Below are 18,626 nucleotides of genomic sequence, written 5' to 3' on the forward strand. Positions count from 1 at the left end.
TCACTTCACCCGTGCCGGCAGCGGACTCCTGGCGCGGTAGACTTCGTACATGAGCAGGGCGGCGGCGACGGAGGCGTTGAGCGAGGTGACGTTTCCCGCCATCGGCAGACGGTAGAGAAAATCGCAGTTCTCCCGGACCAGGCGGCTCATGCCTTTGCCCTCACTGCCGATGACCACGGCCAGCGGCATGGTGTAATCGCCCTCGCGGAAGTCCTGCCTGGCCCCCGCGTCCGTGCCGGCAATCCAGACGCCCCGCTGTTTCAGCTCCTCCATGGTCCGGACCAGGTTGGTTACCCGGGCGACGGGCACGTAGTTGATCGCCCCCGCAGACGCTTTGGCCACGGTCGCCGTCAGCCCGACGGAGCGCCGCTTGGGAATGATGATGCCGTGCGCCCCGACCGCATCGGCCGTCCGCATGATCGAGCCCAGGTTGTGCGGGTCTTCCAGCTCGTCCAACAAGAGCAGGAACGGCGGTTCGTTCCGCTCCTCCGCCCGCCGGAGAATGTCCTCCACCTCGACGTAGTCGTAAGCCGCCACCGACGCGATGACGCCCTGATGGTTGTCGGTGCCGCTGAGCTGATCCAGTTTTTTGCGATTGGCCGTGGTGACTACCACACCCTGATCCCTGGCCAGGGAGAAAATCGGCCCCATCAGGTTTTTGTTCGTCCCTTCGGCAATCCAGATCTTGTTGATGGCGCGCCCCGACCGCAGCGCTTCGATGACCGGGTTTTTCCCGACAATCCACTCTTCACTCATGTTCAGATGCTCCTTCCACAATGGCAAAGGCCTGCTGCACGATTTCAGCGACCCGCTCTTCTTTTCCGCACAGATACAGGTACCCGATCAGGGCTTCGAACGCGGTGGCGTGCCGGTAGTCAATGATGTCGGCGTTTTTCGCGCTGGAACCGGACTTGGCGTTGCGTCCGCGCCTCACCACTGCCTGTTCCTCCTCCGAAAGGGACGGCAGCAGGGCGTGCAGGATGCCCGCCTGCGCCCTGGCCGACACGTACCGGTTGGCCGCCTTGTGGAGCTGGTGCGGCTTCACCAGCCCCTTGGCGATCAAATGGTAGCGGACGCAGTGGGCATAGGTGGCGTCGCCCAAAAAGGCCAGCACCAGCGGATTCATCAGGTTGGGGTCTCGGGACAGTTCTTCCTTCTGCATCGTGTCACCGGCCCTTTACTTGCGGCGCCAGCGAACGCCCTGCGGGGTGTCTTCCAGCACGATTCCCTTTGCAGCCAGCAGGTCGCGAATCTCGTCTGCGCGAGCAAAATTGCGCGATTTGCGCGCTTCCGTCCGCTCCGCGATGAGCGACTCCACTTCGCTGTCCAGGAGCTCCTGTTCCTGCTCCAGCTTCAGGCCGAGCACGCCGGTCAGCTCCAGCAGCAGGTCGCGGTAGGCGGCAAGCTGCTCCCGGCCGACGTTTTGGTTGCGCATGTACAGGTTGGCTTCCTTCACCAGGTCAAACAGCACGGTAATGGCATTGGCCGTGTTCAGATCGTCGTCCATCTCGGCGATAAACCGCTCCCGCAGTTCGCTTACGATCCGGGCCTGCTCCTCGGCCTGGCCGTTTGGCTCCTCCGGACGGGCCGTCTCCAGCCGGTGCAGCAGGTTGGCGTAGGCGGTCGTGATCCGCTCCAAACCGTTGGCCGCCTGCTCCAGCAGATCGTCGCTGAAGTTGATCGGGTTGCGGTAGTGGCCCTGCAGCATGAAAAAGCGGATCAGCTGCCCGCCGTACCGCTCGATCAGCTCCCGCGCCAGGAGGAAGTTGCCGAGCGACTTGGACATCTTTTCGTTGTTGATGTTCAGCATGCCGTTGTGCAGCCAGTAGCGGGCAAACACTTTGCCGGTGTAGCATTCCGACTGGGCAATTTCGTTTTCGTGGTGGGGAAACACCAGGTCGGACCCGCCGGCGTGGATGTCGATCTGCTCGCCGAGGAATTTGAGCGCCATCGCGGAGCACTCGATGTGCCAGCCCGGCCGTCCCTGGCCCCACGGACTTTCCCAGCTCACTTCGCCCGGCTTGGCCGCTTTCCACAGCGCGAAGTCGAGCGGGTTTTCCTTCTTTTCGTTTACCTCCACGCGGGCACCCGCCTGCAGATCGTCCAGCGGCTGGTGGGAGAGCTTGCCGTATTCGTTGAACCGGCCGGTGCGGAAATAGACGTCCCCTTCGCTCTCATACGCATAGCCTTTCTCGATCAGTCCCTCGATAAAGCGGATGATCTCGGGAATCGTCTGCATCACGCGCGGCTGAACGTCGGGCGGCAGCACATTGAGGGCCCGCAGGTCTTCGTTGTAGGCCGCCATGTAGCGGTCGGCCACTTCCTTGACGGTCGTGCCCTCCTCGTTGGCGACGCGAATCAGCTTGTCATCCACGTCTGTAATGTTCTGCACAAACGTGACCTGGTATCCGCGGTACTGCAAATACCGGCGCAGGGTATCAAACACGATCGCCGGGCGGGCGTTGCCGATGTGAATGTAGTTGTACACGGTCGGTCCGCATACGTACATCTTCACCTTGCCCGGCTCAAGCGGAACGAACGGTTCCTTTCGCCGGGTCAGGGTATTAGTAAACTGAATGCTCATTGCTTTTCTTTTCCTCCCTCAATGCGTTCACTTCGTTGCGCAGCTGCTCGATTTCCCGCTGCATCTGCCGAATCGTGTCAGCCAGCGGGTCGGGCAGATTGACATGATCCAGGTCGCACGTGACGCGCTTGCCGTCCTGAATGACGATGCGGGCTTTGATCCCGACCACGGTGGAGTTGGGCGGCACCTCCTGCAGCACGACCGCTCCCGCTCCGATTTTGGAGTTGTCGCCGATCTTGAACGAGCCGAGCACTTTCGCTCCGGTGGCGATAATCACATTATTGCCGATGGTGGGATGGCGCTTGCCTTTTTCCTTGCCCGTACCGCCCAGCGTCACCCCCTGGTAGATGGTGACGTTGTCGCCGATTTCGCAGGTCTCGCCAATGACGACGCCCATCCCGTGGTCGATAAAGAGCCGTCTGCCGATCTTCGCTCCCGGGTGAATCTCGATGCCGGTCATAAACCGGACAAACTGAGAAACGACCCGGGCCAGCGTACACCATCCGGCCTTCCACAGTTTGTGGGCAATCCGATGGCCCCAAATGGCGTGCAGGCCGGAGTAGGTCAGGACCACCTCCAGCGTGCTCCGGGCTGCCGGATCGCGCTCAAATACCGCTTGAATGTCGTCTCGCATCTGTCTGAACATAGGGTGACACCTCCTGCCAGATTGTTTTCGTTGGAATAAGAAAAACCGCCCCGGCCGCCTTCGCGTGCGAAGGAGGCAGAGACGGTGTGAACCGCGGTTCCACTCTGCTTAGACCGTCCCGGAAACGGCGCCTTGGGCCCGTGCGGACGATCTCGCTCATCTCCCGGTAACGGCGGGGTACCGTCTGCCCTACTGCCGCGCCCCAAACGGACGCGGGTTCAGGTCACTGCTCCCAGGGGCATTTCCAAACAGCGCGCGCCGGATGGCTCCCACCTGCCCATCCTCTCTGGAGACGCGGAGGCTGCCGTACTTCTCCTGTTCCTCGCATTTGCCTTTATCCATTATTCGCCGTGCGTCAGGACGCGCTTGACGCGTTCCAGCACCTTGTCTTTGCCCAGCAGATAGAGCGTCACGGCCAAATCGCGCCCGTGAGCCTGACCGGTAGCCGCCACGCGCACCGGCATGAACAGGGCCTTGCCTTTGTGGCCGGTTTCTTTTTGCACCTCTTTCAGCACCGCTTTGATTGTATCCGTATTATATTCGTTCTGCGCCGACAGGTGTTTGACAAACGATTCCAGCACCTCGGGCAATTGCGGTTCCTTCAATACCGCCTTCGCTTCTTCATCGTACACCACTTCGTCGAGGAAGAAAAGCGCCGCCAGCGGCACGATCTGCGCACAGTAGGACATCTGCTCCTGGTAGAGCGAGACGATCTCGCGCACCCATGCCCGCTTCTCGTCGGACAGCGTCTCCTCGATGAACCCCGCCTTTTGCAGGTGCGGAATGCACATGTCGGTGATGAGGTCAAGCGGCTGCCGCTTCAGGTAGTAGTTGTTCATCCAGTTCATCTTGGCCGTGTCGAAGACGGCCGGCGACTTGCTGACGCGGTCCAGGGAGAACAGCTTGATGATGTCCTCCATGGCGAAGATCTCTTCCTCCCCGCCCGGCGACCATCCGAGCAGCACCAGGAAGTTGACGATCGCTTCCGGCAAAAAGCCCAGTTCACGGTACTGTTCGATAAACTGGATAATGCTCTCGTCGCGCTTCGACATCTTTTTGCCTTCCTGGTTGAGAATCAGCGCCAGGTGCGCGAACTGCGGCGGCTCCCAGCCCAACGCTTCGTAAATCATCAACTGGCGCGGGGTGTTGGACAAGTGCTCCTCGCCGCGGATGACGTGGCTGATCTCCATCAGGTGGTCGTCGATCACGACCGCAAAGTTGTAGGTGGGAATGCCGTCCGGTCGACAGATGACGAAATCGCCCATCTCTTTGGTTTCAAACGTCACCTGTCCGCGAATCAGGTCGTTGACGACGTACACCTTGTCGTCCGGCACCTTGAAGTGAATGGACGGAACGCGGCCCTCCCGCTCGTACTGCTCCCGCTGTTCCGGCGTCACGTTGCGGTGTTTTTCCGAAATGCGCGGAGTCTCGCCGCGGGCGATCTGCTCCTCCCGCTCCGCGTCCAGTTCTTCCTTGGTCGCGTAGCAGTAGTACGCCTTGCCCTCGGCCAGCAGTTGGTCGATGTATTTGCGGTAAATGTCCAGCCGGTCCATCTGCCGGTACGGCCCGTACGGCCCGCCGATGTCGGTGCCTTCTTCCCACTGGATGCCGAGCCATTTGAGATTCTTCATCTGCTCTTCGTCAGCGTTTTCCACGTTGCGTGTTTGGTCCGTATCCTCGATGCGGACGATGAATTCGCCCCCCATATGCTTGGCAAACAAATAGTTGAACAGCGCCGTGCGCGCGCCGCCGATATGTAGATGCCCCGTCGGACTGGGAGCGTATCGCGTACGGATTTTTTTCGCCATGAGAAGCACCATCCTATTCGTTGAAGGTGTAAAAAAGGCGGAAACAGGGCTGAACTGCGGCGCCCATGTTTCCGGGTCTGCATCACTGTCTTTTTCGTTTCTAAGGTCTTATCTTACACCTCTCCCCGCTGCTTGACAAGCAAGCAGACGGCCTGTGCAGCAATTCCCTCTCCGCGGCCGGTAAAGCCCAGCTTTTCGGTGGTGGTTGCCTTCACGTTCACCTGGGACAGCTCGTCCGCTTCCAGCACGCGGGCAATGATTTCCCGCATCTGCGGAATGAACGGCGCCATTTTCGGCGCCTGGGCGATAATCGTGGCGTCCACGTTGCCCAGGCGGTATCCCCGCTCCTTGACCAGCTTCCAGACGTGTTCCATCAGCTTGACGCTGTCCGCGTCCTTGAACGCCGGATCGGTATCGGGAAAATGGCGGCCGATGTCCCCTTCGCCAATCGCCCCGAGCAGTGCGTCGCTGATCGCGTGCAGGAGCACGTCCGCGTCGGAGTGGCCCAAAAGCCCTTTTTCGTAGGGAATGGTCACGCCCCCGATAATGCAGGGGCGGCCTTCCACCAGTTGATGCACGTCAAATCCCTGTCCAATTCTCATCGCTGCTCTCCCCTTCTTCTGCGCAAAATCTCCTCGCCCAGCCACAAATCGTCCGGCGTGGTGATTTTAATGTTTTCATAGCTTCCCGGCATGACGGTGACGGGATGGCCCAGCCACTCCACCAACATGGCGTCGTCCGTGCCCGTTTTGCCCGCCTCAAGGGCCGCCTGATGTGCCTCCCGCAACAAGGAAACACGAAAAGCTTGTGGGGTTTGCACCGCCCACAAGCTCTCGCGCGCCGGGGTCGACTGGACCTTGCCGTTCGCCCCTACCACTTTGATGGTATCCTTGACAGGAACGGCCATGATCGTCGCCTGATCCCGCCGAACCTGCCGAATCAACTCGCTGATCTGTTCCCTGGTCACGAAAGGACGGGCGGCGTCGTGCACAAGTACGTACGAGCAGTTCGGGGAAAGTGCGGCCAGCCCGCTGCGGACGCTGTCCTGCCGTTCGGCACCCCCCAGCGCGACGGTCAGCTTCAGCTTCTCCCGTTTGAGCCAGGCGAGCACATCGGCGTGGTCGCGCTCGCTGACCACCAGAACCACTTCACCGATCTCCGGGTGAGCGGCAAACAGGCGGACGGTATGGGCCAAAATCGGCTCCCCGCCCAGCGGCAGCCACACCTTGTTGCGCTCCGCTCCCATTCGCCTGCCGGAACCGGCTGCGACTATCACGACTCCCGTGTTCACGTCCCCATTCCTCTCCAGTCTCTACAACGCTTTTTCCAACAGCTTGGGCTTGGCGAAGATCATCCGCCCCGCCGAGGTTTGCAGCACGCTGGTGACCAGCACGTCGACGTCGTTGCCGATGTATTCGCGTCCCCCTTCGACGACGATCATCGTGCCGTCGTCCAGGTACGCCACCCCTTGGCCGTGCTCCTTGCCGTCCTTGATCACCTGGACGGTCAGCTCTTCGCCGGGGAGAACCACCGGCTTGACCGCATTGGCCAGATCGTTGATGTTCAGCACCGACACGCCCTGCAGTTCGCACACCTTGTTCAGGTTGAAATCGTTGGTGACGACCTTGCCGTTCATCACCTTCGCCAGCTTGATCAGCTTGCTGTCCACTTCGGAGACCTCTTCAAAGTCTCCTTCGTAGATCTGCACCTTGACCTTCATCTCTTTCTGGATCTTGTTCAGGATGTCCAGTCCTCGGCGGCCGCGGTTGCGCTTCAACACGTCGGACGAGTCGGCGATGTGCTGCAGCTCTTCCAGCACGAAGCCGGGAATCACCAGCACTCCTTCCAGGAAACCCGTCCGGCAGATGTCGGCAATCCGCCCGTCGATAATCACGCTGGTGTCCAAAATCTTGTACTCCACGTTGGACGGCGTTCCGCTGTTTTCCTTTTTGCCTTTTTCCCTGCGTCCGATGGAAAAGACGGCCATGATCTCATCACGTTTGCGGAAGCCCACCTGGAAGCCCAGGTATCCGAGCAGACACGACACCATCAACGGCAGCAGATCGCCTATCACCGGAATCGGGATGTTGCTGATGGGAAGGAATAATAAAAAGGCAACAATTAGACCAATAATCAACCCCATCGCGCCGAACATGACATCCACAATTGGCAGCTTGATCAGCGTTTCTTCTCCCCACCGGACGATGCGCAGCGTGTAATCGACCAGCCAGTTGGCGAGGAAGAAGAAAATCACGGCGCCTAAAACGGCTCCGATATAACTCTTGTAATGCACGTCACCGAAATTGAGCAGCGTATCCAGCAAGTCAAACAGGTCGGGACCAAATTTGTAACCCAGGCCGCCCCCGACCAGCACAAAAAAGCTTTTTCCTAATCGGCGAACCATGCCTTCACCTCCTCTTATTAATATAGACAGAAGTCCGCAGGAAAAACCCTGCTTCCTTAACATGGCTCACACATTTCATGGCGGCACTTCTCCCCCACTATATCAAAGATGAAAACTCAGTGTCAAATAGCCAAAGATTTTAACATACATGTTAAATTTCCGTCAATGGAGAACGCCCGTTTTCCTCCGTTCCCAAATTGACAGGGGACGGATTCCCTTCTTATAATGACAGTAGCAAATTGAATGAAAAATTCTGACGATATCAACAGCCTGAAGCAGAGGTGACTCACATGGACCATCGAAACGTGGACGACTTCCAAACGCAGGTCTCGGAGCTGCTGCTCAGACACCGCAGCGTACTGGACGTCATGTCCAAAATTCAGGAAACAGCGGCCCGTATCAACCGTTCACTGACCAAAGCCATCACCGAATGCGGCTGTGTCGAAGTGGTTGCCAAGAAGCAGTCCTACGATCCCCGTAAAAGTTTGCAGGAAAACCAATCGCTCTTGGACACTCATTTTTCCGGCCCCTTGTGCGAACATTGCCGCGACGTATTGACGGCGGAGCTGGGCAAAAACCTCTTCTACCTCACCGCGCTGTGCAACATTACCGACATCAGGCTGGAAGACGTCATCCGGCAGGAGTCGGAGCGCCTCAATACCCTCGGGGTATTCAACCTGTCATAGACTCCCATTTGGTATTACGATTGTACGCAAAGAAAAGTTGCATGTTCAAAGAAAAAACCCGCTTTCGCGAGCGGGTTTTCTCTCGACAGCCGGACCGGATATCCGACAGGCCAGGCGGGACCGCATCCGAACGGTACCGGCATGCGTCCGTGAGGCGTTATTCAAACGGCAGTGACTCTTCTTCGCTTTCCTTTTTCTTTCGCAGTTTTTTCACCAAAAGGTCAACGTTTTTTTTTATTCCGTACAGGGCGTAAAAGGCGAGCGGCAGGAAGACGATTTTGGGAAACTGCTGCGGGTACTTGATCGCCACGACGACCACAAGCGCCACGATGAGGGGCGTGATCCAAAACGCCGATTTCGGGATGCCCACCTTTTTGAAGTTCGGATACTTGATGGTGGACACCATCAAAAAGGCCAGCAGCAGCATGCCGACCGCCAGCATCGCCACGTTGAACACCTGGTGGTACAGGGCCAGCGTCGCAAGCACCCCGCCCGCAGCCGTGATCGGCAGACCGACGAAGTAGCCGGGCACGCCTGCCTGGACGTTGAAGCGCGCCAGCCTGAGCGCCCCGCAAATCGGGAAGATGGCCGTCACCACAATGCCGAACAGGTGCAGATCCTGCAATGCCACCACATACATGATAAACGCCGGGGCCACCCCGAACGTAATGACGTCGGAAAGGGAATCCAGCTCTTTGCCAAACTCGCTCTGCACGTTCAGCATGCGGGCCACCCGTCCGTCCAGTCCGTCCATCAGCATCCCGACGATGACGGTAATCGCCGCGTAATCCACGTACTGGTCGCCCTGAAACGCGAGAATGATGGCGACGATCCCCAAAAACAAATTACTTATGGTTAGCATGTTCGGCAACGATTTCACGAACATAGACTACCTCCTGGTTTGGTTCGCAAAGGAGACGCGAAAAATCTGTCCATTGCCGGCAAGTCCCCTTGGCAAAGATCAATGCAATCATGCCTGTATCCTATTCTACCTCAAATGTGCCTGTCAATGAACACCTGCTCCTGGATCCGTTTCAACCCTTCCTTGATCGCCCGCGCCCGCACTTCGCCGATGCCGTCCACCTCGTCCAGCTCCTCGATGGTGGCCATCATGATCCGCGGCAGATTGTGAAAATGATCCACCAGGTTGGATATGATCGTCATCGGCAGGCGGGGAATCTTGTTGAGGATGCGGTATCCGCGCGGCGACACCGACTCCTCCAGCATGCTGGCGTTGGCGGGATAGCCAAGAATTCGCAAAAATGAACTGATTTCCAACATTTCATCGGCGGTCAGTTTCTTCATTTCCTTGAGCACCTGTTCCGCCGGCAGGTTGGGGTCGCGGCTGTAATCGCGAATCAGCATGCGGGCTTCCTCTTCGATATTGGCGACCAGCTCATCCACCTGCATGCTGACAAGCCGCCCTTCCGTCCCCAGTTCATAAATATACTTGGTAATCTCCGCTTTGATGCGTAAAACCATCTCGATCCGCTGCAAAACGGAGGTGACTTCGTGCAGCGTCACCAATTCTTCAAACTCCATCGCGCCCAGGTTGGTCAGCGTCTGGTCCAGCACGGCCTTGTACTTTTCCAGCGTGGAGAGGGCCTGATTGGCCTTGGCCAAAATCACGCTGATGTCGTTCAAGACGTAGCGGAAATGGCCTTGATACAGCGTGATCACGTTGCGCCGCTGGGAGATGGCGATGACCAGGTGGTTGGTCTGAATGGCCGTCCGCTGCGCCGTGCGATGGCGCGTTCCCGTCTCGCTCGAAGGGATGGAGGCGGGGGGAAACAACTGGGCGTTGGCGTACAAAATCCGCTTGGCGTCTTCACTTACTATGATCGCCCCGTCCATCTTGGCCAATTCATACAAATGAGCGGGCGTGAAGTCGCAATTAATGGAAAAGCCCCCGTCCACGATGCCTTTCATCTCCGGGCCGTATCCGACGACGATCAGGCCGCCCGTTTTCGCCCGCAGCACGTTTTCCAGCCCCTCGCGAAGCGGCGTCCCGGGAGCGACGAGGCGCAGGACATCGCTGTACTGCGGCTCTCTTTTGTTTGTCTCGAACATAGGTTGCGTCTACCCCCTTAGCACCTCGTCCAAAGCTTCGGCGATGTTGCTGATGCCGATTACGTCCATGCCGGTCGGGACTTCCAGGCCGCGGATGTTCTTTTCCGGAATGATCACCCGCTTGAACCCCAGCTTGTGGGCTTCCCTGACCCGCTGTTCGATCCGGGAAACTCCACGCACTTCGCCCGTCAGCCCCACTTCGCCGATGACGACGTCGTGCGGGTTGGTCGGCTGGTCGCGGAAACTGCTGGCGATGCTGACCGCAATCGCCAAATCGACGGCCGGCTCATCCAGCCGCACGCCGCCGGCCACGTTGACGTACGCGTCCTGGTTTTGCAGCATCAGTCCCATGCGCTTTTCCAGCACGGCCATGATCATGGCCACGCGCTGATGGTCCACCCCGGTCGCCATCCGCCGCGGCGTCACAAAGCTGGTGGGCGCCACCAGCGCCTGCAGTTCCACCAGCACCGGCCGCGTTCCTTCCATGCTGGCCACCACCGTGGAACCAGCCACGCCGACGGGCCGCTCCGCGAGAAAGATTTCCGACGGATTGCCCACCTCTTCCAAGCCCCGTTCCTTCATCTCAAAAATGCCGATCTCGTTGGTGGAGCCAAAGCGGTTTTTCACCGCCCGCAAGATGCGGAAGGTGTTGTGCCGCTCCCCTTCAAAGTAGAGCACGGCATCCACCATGTGCTCCAGCATGCGGGGACCGGCGATGGACCCTTCCTTGGTCACGTGGCCGACAATGAAGGTGGCGATGCCCTTGCCCTTGGCAATGCGCATCAACTGGGCGGTCGCCTCCCGCACCTGCGCCACGCTGCCCGCCGCGGACTGAACGGCGGGATGAAACACGGTTTGTATCGAGTCAATAATCAACACATGCGGATCTACCTGATTAATATGCTGTTCGATCAGTTCCAAGTCGTTCTCCGCCAGCACGTACATGGGCGGAGTGTTCATCCCCAGGCGGTCGGCCCGCAGCTTGATCTGCTTGGCCGACTCCTCGCCGGAGACGTACAGCACTTTGAACCCCTGATGGGCGAGCGCAAAAGACGTCTGCAGCAGCAGGGTCGATTTGCCGATCCCGGGATCCCCTCCGACGAGAATCAGCGACCCGGGAACAAGTCCGCCGCCCAACACGCGGTTCAGTTCGCCGATCGTCGTATCCAGCCGCGGTTCTTCCTCGCTCGCCACCTGCGTCAGCGGCATGGCTTCCTGACGCTGCCCGCCGACCGTCAGCTCGTACCGGTGAGACGATTTGACCGCCACTTCTTCGACCATCGTGTTCCAACGGCTGCACCCCGGACATTTGCCCATCCATTTGGGCGATTCATAGCCACATTCTTGACACGCGTATTTCGTTTTATACTTTGACATAACGGTACCTCGTCTGGGATTTCTCCTTTACATGTTTATCATACATGGGCGCACAAAAAAAGAATACCTCCAGTTTCGGAGGCATTCCTTTCTTTCGCCGATTACGACGTGGTCGTTTCCAAGCGCTTCACGACCAGTTGATCGTCTTCCGCGTCGATGGTGACCGTATCGCCCTTGTGAATCGTGCCCTTCAGCAGTTCCTCGGACAATTTGTCCTCGATGTGCCGCTGGATGGCGCGGCGGAGCGGACGGGCGCCGTATGCCGGATCGAAGCCCTCTTTGGCCAGTACTTTCTTGGCCGCATCGGTCAGTTGGAAATCGATCTCCTGTTCTTTCAGGCGCTTGCGCAGTTCTTCCGTCATCAGGGTGACGATCTGCTCGATGTGCTCCTGCTCCAGCGAGTGGAAGACGATCACTTCGTCGATCCGGTTCAGGAATTCCGGACGGAAGCTTTTCTTCAACTCGTCCATCACTTTGTCTTTCATGTCCTGATACTTTTTCTCGGTATCGCCGGTGGTGAAGCCGAGCGTCGTGTTTTTCTTGATCATGTTGGCACCCACGTTGGAGGTCATGATCACCACCGTGTTGCGGAAGTCCACCGTACGCCCCTTGGAGTCGGTCAGACGGCCGTCATCCAGGACCTGCAGCAGGATGTTGAAGACATCCGGGTGCGCTTTTTCGATTTCATCCAGCAGGATGACCGAGTACGGTCTGCGGCGCACTTTTTCCGTGAGCTGGCCGCCTTCGTCGTAGCCGATGTATCCCGGAGGCGCGCCGACGAGACGGGCGGTCGAATGCTTCTCCATATACTCGGACATGTCGATGCGGATCATCGCGTCTTCGTCGCCGAACAGGGCTTCGGCCACAGCGCGGGCCAATTCCGTTTTCCCGACGCCGGTCGGGCCGAGGAAGATGAACGAACCGATCGGCCGTTTCGGGTCCTTAAGACCTGCACGGGCGCGGCGGATCGCACGGGAGATGGACTTGACCGCTTCGTCCTGGCCGATGACGCGGTCGTGCAAAATCTCCTCCATCTTCAGCAGGCGCTCCGTCTCTTCTTCCTTCAATTTGACCACGGGGATGCCGGTCCAGTTGGCCACCACATGGGCGATGTCCTCCGGCGTCACTTCCATGTTCAGCTTGCCCTGACGCTCTTTCCAATCTTTTTTCGTCTTCTCCAGTTCTTCGCGCAGCTTCTGCTCTTGGTCGCGCAGCGCCGCCGCTTCTTCAAACTCCTGCGATTGGACAGCCGCGTCCTTTTCCTTGCGCACTTCTTCCAGGCGGCTTTCCAGCTCTTTCAGATTCGGCGGTACTGTAAAGGATTGCAAACGCACCTTGGAAGCCGCCTCGTCGATCAGGTCGATCGCCTTGTCCGGCAGGAAGCGGTCGGTGATGTAGCGGTCAGACAGCTTCACCGCCTGTTCGATTGCCTCGTCCGTGATTTTGACGCGGTGGTGCGCTTCGTAGCGGTCGCGCAATCCGTGCAGGATCTTGATCGCGTCCTCCACTGTCGGTTCATCCACTTGAATCGGTTGGAAACGGCGCTCCAGGGCCGCGTCCTTCTCGATGTATTTGCGGTATTCGTCCAGCGTGGTCGCGCCGACGCACTGCAGTTCACCGCGGGCCAGCGCCGGCTTGAGGATGTTGGAAGCGTCGATCGCGCCTTCCGCGCCGCCCGCCCCGATCAGGGTGTGCAGCTCGTCGATGAACAGGATGATGTTGCCCGCCTGGCGGATTTCATCCATGATCTTTTTCAACCGGTCTTCAAATTCGCCGCGGTACTTGGTTCCCGCCACCACGGTGCCCATGTCCAGCGTCATGACGCGCTTGTCGCGCAGCGTTTCGGGAATTTCGTTGTTGACAATCTTCTGCGCAAGCCCTTCGGCGATCGCGGTCTTCCCGACGCCGGGCTCCCCGATCAGCACCGGGTTGTTTTTGGTCCGGCGGCTGAGCACCTGGATCACGCGTTCAATTTCCTTCTGCCGGCCAATCACCGGGTCCAGGCCGCCTTCGCGGGCAATCGCCGTCAAGTCGCGGGCCAGGCTGTCCAGGGTCGGCGTGTTGGCCGCCGGATTGCCGCCGGACGGCTGATGGGCGTTCATCATTTCAGAGCTTCCCAGGAGCTGCAGCACTTGCTGGCGGGCTTTGTTCAGGCTGACGCCCAGGTTGTTCATGATCCGCGCGGCGATGCCCTCCCCTTCGCGGATCAGGCCGAGCAGGATGTGCTCCGTGCCGACGTAGGTGTGACCCAGCTTGCGCGCTTCGTCCATGGACAGTTCAATGACCTTTTTGGCACGGGGGGTGTAGTTGGGCGTGTAGTTGCCTCCGGTTTGTTCCGTGCCGCGGCCGATCAGCGACTCCACTTCGCTTTGGATCTTGTCGAGACCAAGCCCCAGCGATTGCAGCGCCTTGGCGGCAATGCCTTCGCCTTCCCTGATCAGCCCGAGGAGCACGTGCTCGGTGCCAATGTCCTTGTGACCCAAGCGGACGGCTTCCTCCAACGCCAGCGCCAACACCTTTTGAGCTCGTTCGGTAAAACGTCCAAACATCATATCGCGTACACCTCCAACCAGTATGTTCTCTCTATGGATAAAACTAATGCGTGATTCCGTCGATCATCAACCGATGTTCTCAGTGGGCGGAGAGGCGCTCCCGAATCAGGCGGGCCCGCCGTTCGTCCCGCTGTTCCGGCGTCAGCTTCTGCCCCGCGCGATGCTGCAGGAACCCGGGCTGAGTCGTCACCAGCAGCTCGTTCAACAACTGGTGCGAAACGTTTTTGATGAGGCCCAGATCGAGGCCCAGCCGAACGTCGGAGAGGCGCTGTGACGCTTCCTTCGATTCCATCGTCCGCGCGTACCGCAAAATGCCGTACGAACGGAAGATGCGGTCCTCCAGGTCGACGCGGGAGTGCTCCATCAGGTAGCGGCGGGCAACGCGCTCCTGTTCGATGATCTGCCGCGCGACGCTGTAAAGGTTGGACAAAATGTCCGCCTCCGACATCCCCAGCGTCACCTGGTTGGAAAGCTGGAACAGGTTGCCCAGCGCTTCGCTGCCTTCGCCGTAGATGCCCCGGACCACCAGTCCCACCTGATTGATCGCCTGCAGAATGCGGTTGATCTGCTGGGTCATCACCAGGGCCGGCAGATGCAGCATGACCGAGGCGCGGATGCCGGTGCCGACGTTGGTCGGACAGCTCGTCAGGTATCCCCGCTTCTCGTCAAACGCGTACGTCAGGTGCTTTTCAAACACGTCGTCGATTTTGGTGCCGATCTCCCATGCTTCATTCAACTGGAACCCGGGCAGCAGCACCTGAATGCGGATGTGGTCCTCCTCGTTCACCATGATGCTGACCGATTCATCCTCGCTGAGCAGGACGGCCCCTTTGCGGGATTCCTCGGCAAGGTGGGGACTGATCAGGTGTTTTTCCACCAGCACGCGTTTCTCCAGCGGGCTTAGCTGGTCCATCTGGATCAACTGGAGCGGCGAACGATTTTTCATCGCTTCGACCTTGCTCACCTCCGCCACTTTCTTCACCACCTCTTCCGCCTGGGAATCGGTGGCGAGCAGCGGGAACGGATGCTGCCGCAGGTTGCGGGCGATGCGCAGCCGCGTGCTGATGACGATGTCGGAATCGGGTCCCTCCCCTTTCATCCAGTTGCTCCACGGGTTTTGCATGAACTTCTGTTGGGACATATCCGCCTCACCTCCCCCTGCTTACGATTGCGCGATTTTTTGTTCCAGCGCCCGGATGCGGTCGCGGATTTCGGCCGCCTTTTCGAACTCTTCGCTGGCGACATAGCGCTGCAGCGCGCTTTTTAGCTGTTCCAGCTCTTTGCGCAGCTTGAGCTGACCGCCGGTTCGCTCCGGCACTTTCCCCATATGCTGGGTATTGCCGTGAATCCGGCGGAAGAGCGGATCCAGCCGGTCGCCCAAAAACGTGTAGCAATCGCTGCAGCCGAACCGGCCGCTTTTGCTGAACTGGGCGTACGTGAGCCCGCAGGTTTCGCAGCGCAACGGCTTTTGTGCCGTTTCCTGCGATTTTTTGGTCATCGGATCAAAGTGCAACAGCCCCGAAAGGAGATTGTTGATGCTGAAGTTGTGAAAACCGGCAAAGACATCCCCTTTTTCCTGAGCGCAGTGCTCACAAATATGATATTCGGTTTTTTCACCGTTGACGATTTTGGTCAAATGCAGCGTCGCCGGTCGTTTCCCGCATTCTTCACAGTTCATCAGATCGTCCCTCCTAACCGGTTGCTTGACAGTCCGGGGTGGCTTGGTGAATGTTCTTACCGCAGCAAAATGGCAGCAATCATCTGTTTTAAAATGTTGGCCCGCAGGCGGTCGCGCACTTCAGCTTCCACCGTCAGCACATTGCGCGAGGTGGCGATTTTCATCAGGGCCGCTTCCCGGTTGTTGATCAATCCTTCCTCCAGCAAGCGGTCGACAATCGCATGACCAACTCCCTGGGAGATGCTCTCGCCGATCAGCTCCTCGGTCAACAGTTCCTGCAGCCGGGCCTTGCTGACGATCTGCACTTTGCGGATGCGGATGTAGCCGCCCCCGCCGCGCTTGCTTTCGACGATGTATCCTTTTTCGACCGTAAAGCGGGTGTTGATGACGTAGTTGATCTGAGACGGCACACACTGAAATAGGTCGGCAAGCTCGCTGCGCTGTATCTCGACAGAGCCGGTCGGACTCTCTTGAATGATGCGCTTGAGATGCTGCTCAATAATGTCCGAGATGTTCCGCAAGTCGTCGCCTCCTGTTCCACTGTGTTTGTTCTTGACTTTGACTATCTTTGACTTTGATTATAATGGCTTTACGCCGCGGATGCAAGAGGGGAATACACTTTCTAGTGTAGGCAAAAAGGCTTCGGTTGAAACCAAAACAAAAACCATCCCCGGCGGATGGTTTAGGGATGGTTGCTGTTGACTGTTGTTGGGGCCGGCAGGTGGTCCGGCAGCTGCGAGAATTCGGTGATGATCACATCGGCTCCGTCCAGTTCCCCCGGTTTGGCAAAGCCGAAGTCGCAGCCCACGGTAAACAGGCCGTTCGCTTTGCCCGCCTCCACATCGGAGTGCCGGTCTCCCACCATGACGGCCTGTTTCACGTCGTGATCACGCAGCAGTTTGGCGACGAGATCCCGTTTGGAACGCGTGTGAAAGCGGCCCGCGGAGTACAGGTCGGTAAACAGCGGCGTCAGCCCGTAATGCTCGCAGATGGCTTCGATGTACCGTTCCTGCCCGTTGCTGGCGACAAACAGGGCCACGCCCCGGGCATGCAGCTTCGCAAGCACTTCGCGGACACCCGGGTAGAGATCCGTGACGTTCTGCCGCAGCAGGGCCAGTTCGTTTTCCAGCAGCAGCCGGTCGGCCGTTTTTTTGGTATCCTCGCTGATTCCCGGCAGCAATTTTGCCCAGACCTGCTCAATCGTCAGGCCCAAGACGTTGACCAATTCCCGCTCGTCGGGGGTGGGCCCGTCCCACAGCCCCTGTTCGCGGAGCTGTTCAAACGTCCGCTGGAACGCAGGCGTCGACAGCTTCTCCGTCTGCAGCAGGGTTCCGTCCATGTCAAATAAAACAGCGTACGGTATACTCATGGCTCCCTCCTCGTCCTGTCCGGTTACTCTGTCTCTTTGTCTTCTCCAAACAGGGTTGTCATGTCGTTGTGAATGAAATCGGCGATGCGTTCTGCAGCATCCGGTTTGGCTATTTTTTGTGCCATTCTTTTCATGTATTCCACCTTCGTCGGATTGTGCAGCAATTCCTCGATAAAATAAATCAACTGCTCGGACACGTTGGCGTGAACGGCACAGCCGTTGTTGAGCAAAAAGTGGCTGTTTCGTTCCTCCTGGCCCGGCAGGGGGTTGTAAATAATCATCGGCACCTGTTTGCTCATCACTTCCGCCGTCGTCAGTCCCCCGGATTTGGTGACGATCAGGTCGGCAATCTCCAGGTACTCGTGAAAGTTATTGATAAACCGCAGCGGCACCACCTCGTGTCGGTAGGTGCGTGCGGATACCTTGCGATACAGCTTGTCGTTGGTACCGGTGAGGATAAAGGTCTTCAGCGGTAGGTTGATCGCTTCCAGTCCGTCCAGAACCTGCTCCATGGAACCGAGTCCCAGTCCGCCTCCGGAAAGGACAATGCAGCGCGTGCCAGGCTCAAGCTGCAGTTTCTGCCGGATGAACTCCTTGTCCAACGGTTGGCGGAACTTGCGCATGATCGGAATCCCCAGCGGGATGAACTTCCGATGATCGTGCCGGTAGATGTCCACCAGGTAATACAACTGTTCATGCGCGATAAAGTAATAATTGATGTGATGATTGATCCATGACGGGTGAATGGTGTAGTCGGTAATGATCGTGTAGATGGGCTCCCGCCAGCCGTTTCGCCCTTTCAGTACGGACAGCATACAGCTTGCGAACGGATGCGTGGCGATAAACGCATCGGGCTGCACGCTGTTGATCAGCTTTTTCAGCTTGTTGGCGAGCAGCTTGTTCATCCACACGTTCATATCGAAGAAACGGATTTTTTCCGTATTGTGGTAAATCCGTCCCCACATTTTGGGGGAAAGCCGCAGCAGGTTCATGTAGCTTTCCAGCAAGATCTTGTGAAACGTCGGACTGATATATTCCAACGTATCGATGATCATGGACGTGTAGCCCTTCTCGGCCAGGCTCTCCTGCATGGCCCGGGCTGCCTGATTATGACCGTTGCCGATGGAAGCAGAAAAGATCAGGATTTTTTTCATGATTATTTCTCCTTCATTCCTCACTCTTACCTACTCCAACGCCTGAACTCGGTACCTTCTCATGTTAGTCTACCCCATCCCCGTCTATCAAGAGGGAACTTGTCGGCTCCATGCCAAAGTTGTCGACAAGTTTTTTGCCCGCACGCATGGACCAAAATGCAAAAACCCCCTTAACTCAAGCAGTTAAGGGGGGTGACGTCATTCCCTGAAAACTGGATACGCATGGGTGGCAGTGGATTATGGAGTGGATAAGTCCTCGACCGATTAGTATTCGTCAGCTCCACGCGTTGCCGCGCTT

18 protein-coding genes are annotated in these 18,626 nt (G+C 58.2%); 1 reads left to right on the plus strand and 17 read right to left on the minus strand.

Going from position 1 to position 18,626, the window contains the following annotated elements; translation table 11 throughout:
* The 8 genes from rlmB to M516_RS0122345 form a co-directional block, all read right to left on the minus strand.
* Complete coding sequence (gene rlmB, locus M516_RS0122310; protein WP_029101090.1) at positions 1-756, minus strand: 23S rRNA (guanosine(2251)-2'-O)-methyltransferase RlmB; 756 nt, start codon at positions 754-756, stop codon at positions 1-3.
* Entirely contained in the window at positions 749-1,162 is a 414-nt protein-coding gene (locus M516_RS0122315) for a Mini-ribonuclease 3 (protein WP_029101091.1), read from the minus strand. Before M516_RS0122315 ends, rlmB begins: the two co-directional genes overlap by 8 nt.
* 15 nt (positions 1,163-1,177) lie before the next feature.
* Positions 1,178-2,584 (minus strand): cysteine--tRNA ligase, encoded by a 1,407-nt coding sequence (cysS, locus tag M516_RS0122320; protein ID WP_029101092.1) that lies wholly within the window; start codon positions 2,582-2,584, stop codon positions 1,178-1,180.
* A complete protein-coding gene (gene cysE / locus M516_RS0122325; protein WP_029101093.1) occupies positions 2,565-3,230 on the minus strand; it encodes a serine O-acetyltransferase in 666 nt (221 codons plus the stop codon). The genes cysS and cysE overlap by 20 nt, the downstream gene beginning before the upstream one ends.
* Before the next feature lie 341 nt (positions 3,231-3,571).
* Positions 3,572-5,038, minus strand: coding sequence for a glutamate--tRNA ligase (gltX, locus tag M516_RS0122330; RefSeq protein ID WP_029101094.1), 1,467 nt, complete (start codon positions 5,036-5,038; stop codon positions 3,572-3,574).
* A 113-nt stretch (positions 5,039-5,151) separates the two neighbouring features.
* On the minus strand, positions 5,152-5,640 hold the full coding sequence (gene ispF / locus M516_RS0122335; protein ID WP_029101095.1) for a 2-C-methyl-D-erythritol 2,4-cyclodiphosphate synthase: 489 nt from the start codon (positions 5,638-5,640) through the stop codon (positions 5,152-5,154).
* A complete protein-coding gene (gene ispD, locus M516_RS0122340; protein ID WP_029101096.1) occupies positions 5,637-6,329 on the minus strand; it encodes a 2-C-methyl-D-erythritol 4-phosphate cytidylyltransferase in 693 nt (230 codons plus the stop codon). The genes ispF and ispD overlap by 4 nt, the downstream gene beginning before the upstream one ends.
* A 21-nt stretch (positions 6,330-6,350) precedes the next feature.
* Complete coding sequence (locus M516_RS0122345) at positions 6,351-7,442, minus strand: PIN/TRAM domain-containing protein (protein WP_029101097.1); 1,092 nt, start codon at positions 7,440-7,442, stop codon at positions 6,351-6,353.
* A gap of 290 nt (positions 7,443-7,732) precedes the next feature.
* On the opposite strand from M516_RS0122345, the gene M516_RS0122350 reads away from it, so the two are divergent.
* Entirely contained in the window at positions 7,733-8,128 is a 396-nt protein-coding gene (locus M516_RS0122350; protein ID WP_029101098.1) for a nucleoside triphosphate pyrophosphohydrolase family protein, read from the plus strand.
* 157 nt (positions 8,129-8,285) lie between these two features.
* On the opposite strand, the gene pssA is transcribed toward M516_RS0122350, so the two are convergent.
* The 9 genes from pssA to M516_RS0122395 form a co-directional block, all read right to left on the minus strand.
* Positions 8,286-9,014 (minus strand): CDP-diacylglycerol--serine O-phosphatidyltransferase, encoded by a 729-nt coding sequence (gene pssA, locus M516_RS0122355; protein ID WP_029101099.1) that lies wholly within the window; start codon positions 9,012-9,014, stop codon positions 8,286-8,288.
* A 107-nt stretch (positions 9,015-9,121) separates the two neighbouring features.
* A complete protein-coding gene (gene disA / locus M516_RS0122360) occupies positions 9,122-10,198 on the minus strand; it encodes a DNA integrity scanning diadenylate cyclase DisA (protein ID WP_029101100.1) in 1,077 nt (358 codons plus the stop codon).
* 9 nt (positions 10,199-10,207) lie between these two features.
* Positions 10,208-11,575, minus strand: coding sequence for a DNA repair protein RadA (gene radA / locus M516_RS0122365; RefSeq protein ID WP_029101101.1), 1,368 nt, complete (start codon positions 11,573-11,575; stop codon positions 10,208-10,210).
* Positions 11,576-11,676: 101 nt separating this feature from the next.
* A complete protein-coding gene (locus tag M516_RS0122370; RefSeq protein WP_029101102.1) occupies positions 11,677-14,127 on the minus strand; it encodes an ATP-dependent Clp protease ATP-binding subunit in 2,451 nt (816 codons plus the stop codon).
* Positions 14,128-14,206: 79 nt separating this feature from the next.
* Entirely contained in the window at positions 14,207-15,268 is a 1,062-nt protein-coding gene (locus tag M516_RS0122375) for a protein-arginine kinase McsB (RefSeq protein ID WP_029101103.1), read from the minus strand.
* A gap of 21 nt (positions 15,269-15,289) precedes the next feature.
* Positions 15,290-15,805 (minus strand): protein-arginine kinase activator protein McsA, encoded by a 516-nt coding sequence (locus tag M516_RS0122380; protein WP_029101104.1) that lies wholly within the window; start codon positions 15,803-15,805, stop codon positions 15,290-15,292.
* A gap of 56 nt (positions 15,806-15,861) precedes the next feature.
* The gene (locus M516_RS0122385; protein ID WP_029101105.1) at positions 15,862-16,326 is read right to left on the minus strand and encodes a CtsR family transcriptional regulator; all 465 of its coding nucleotides are present in this window, start codon (positions 16,324-16,326) and stop codon (positions 15,862-15,864) included.
* 161 nt (positions 16,327-16,487) lie between these two features.
* Positions 16,488-17,174, minus strand: a complete 687-nt coding sequence (locus M516_RS0122390) for an HAD family hydrolase (protein ID WP_029101106.1) — start codon at positions 17,172-17,174, stop codon at positions 16,488-16,490.
* A 23-nt stretch (positions 17,175-17,197) separates the two neighbouring features.
* Complete coding sequence (locus tag M516_RS0122395; RefSeq protein WP_029101107.1) at positions 17,198-18,328, minus strand: MGDG synthase family glycosyltransferase; 1,131 nt, start codon at positions 18,326-18,328, stop codon at positions 17,198-17,200.
* Between the last annotated feature and the right edge of the window lie 298 nt (positions 18,329-18,626).

It is taken from the genome of Brevibacillus thermoruber 423 (assembly GCF_000454065.1).
GTDB classification, from domain to species: Bacteria; Bacillota; Bacilli; order Brevibacillales; family Brevibacillaceae; genus Brevibacillus; species Brevibacillus thermoruber.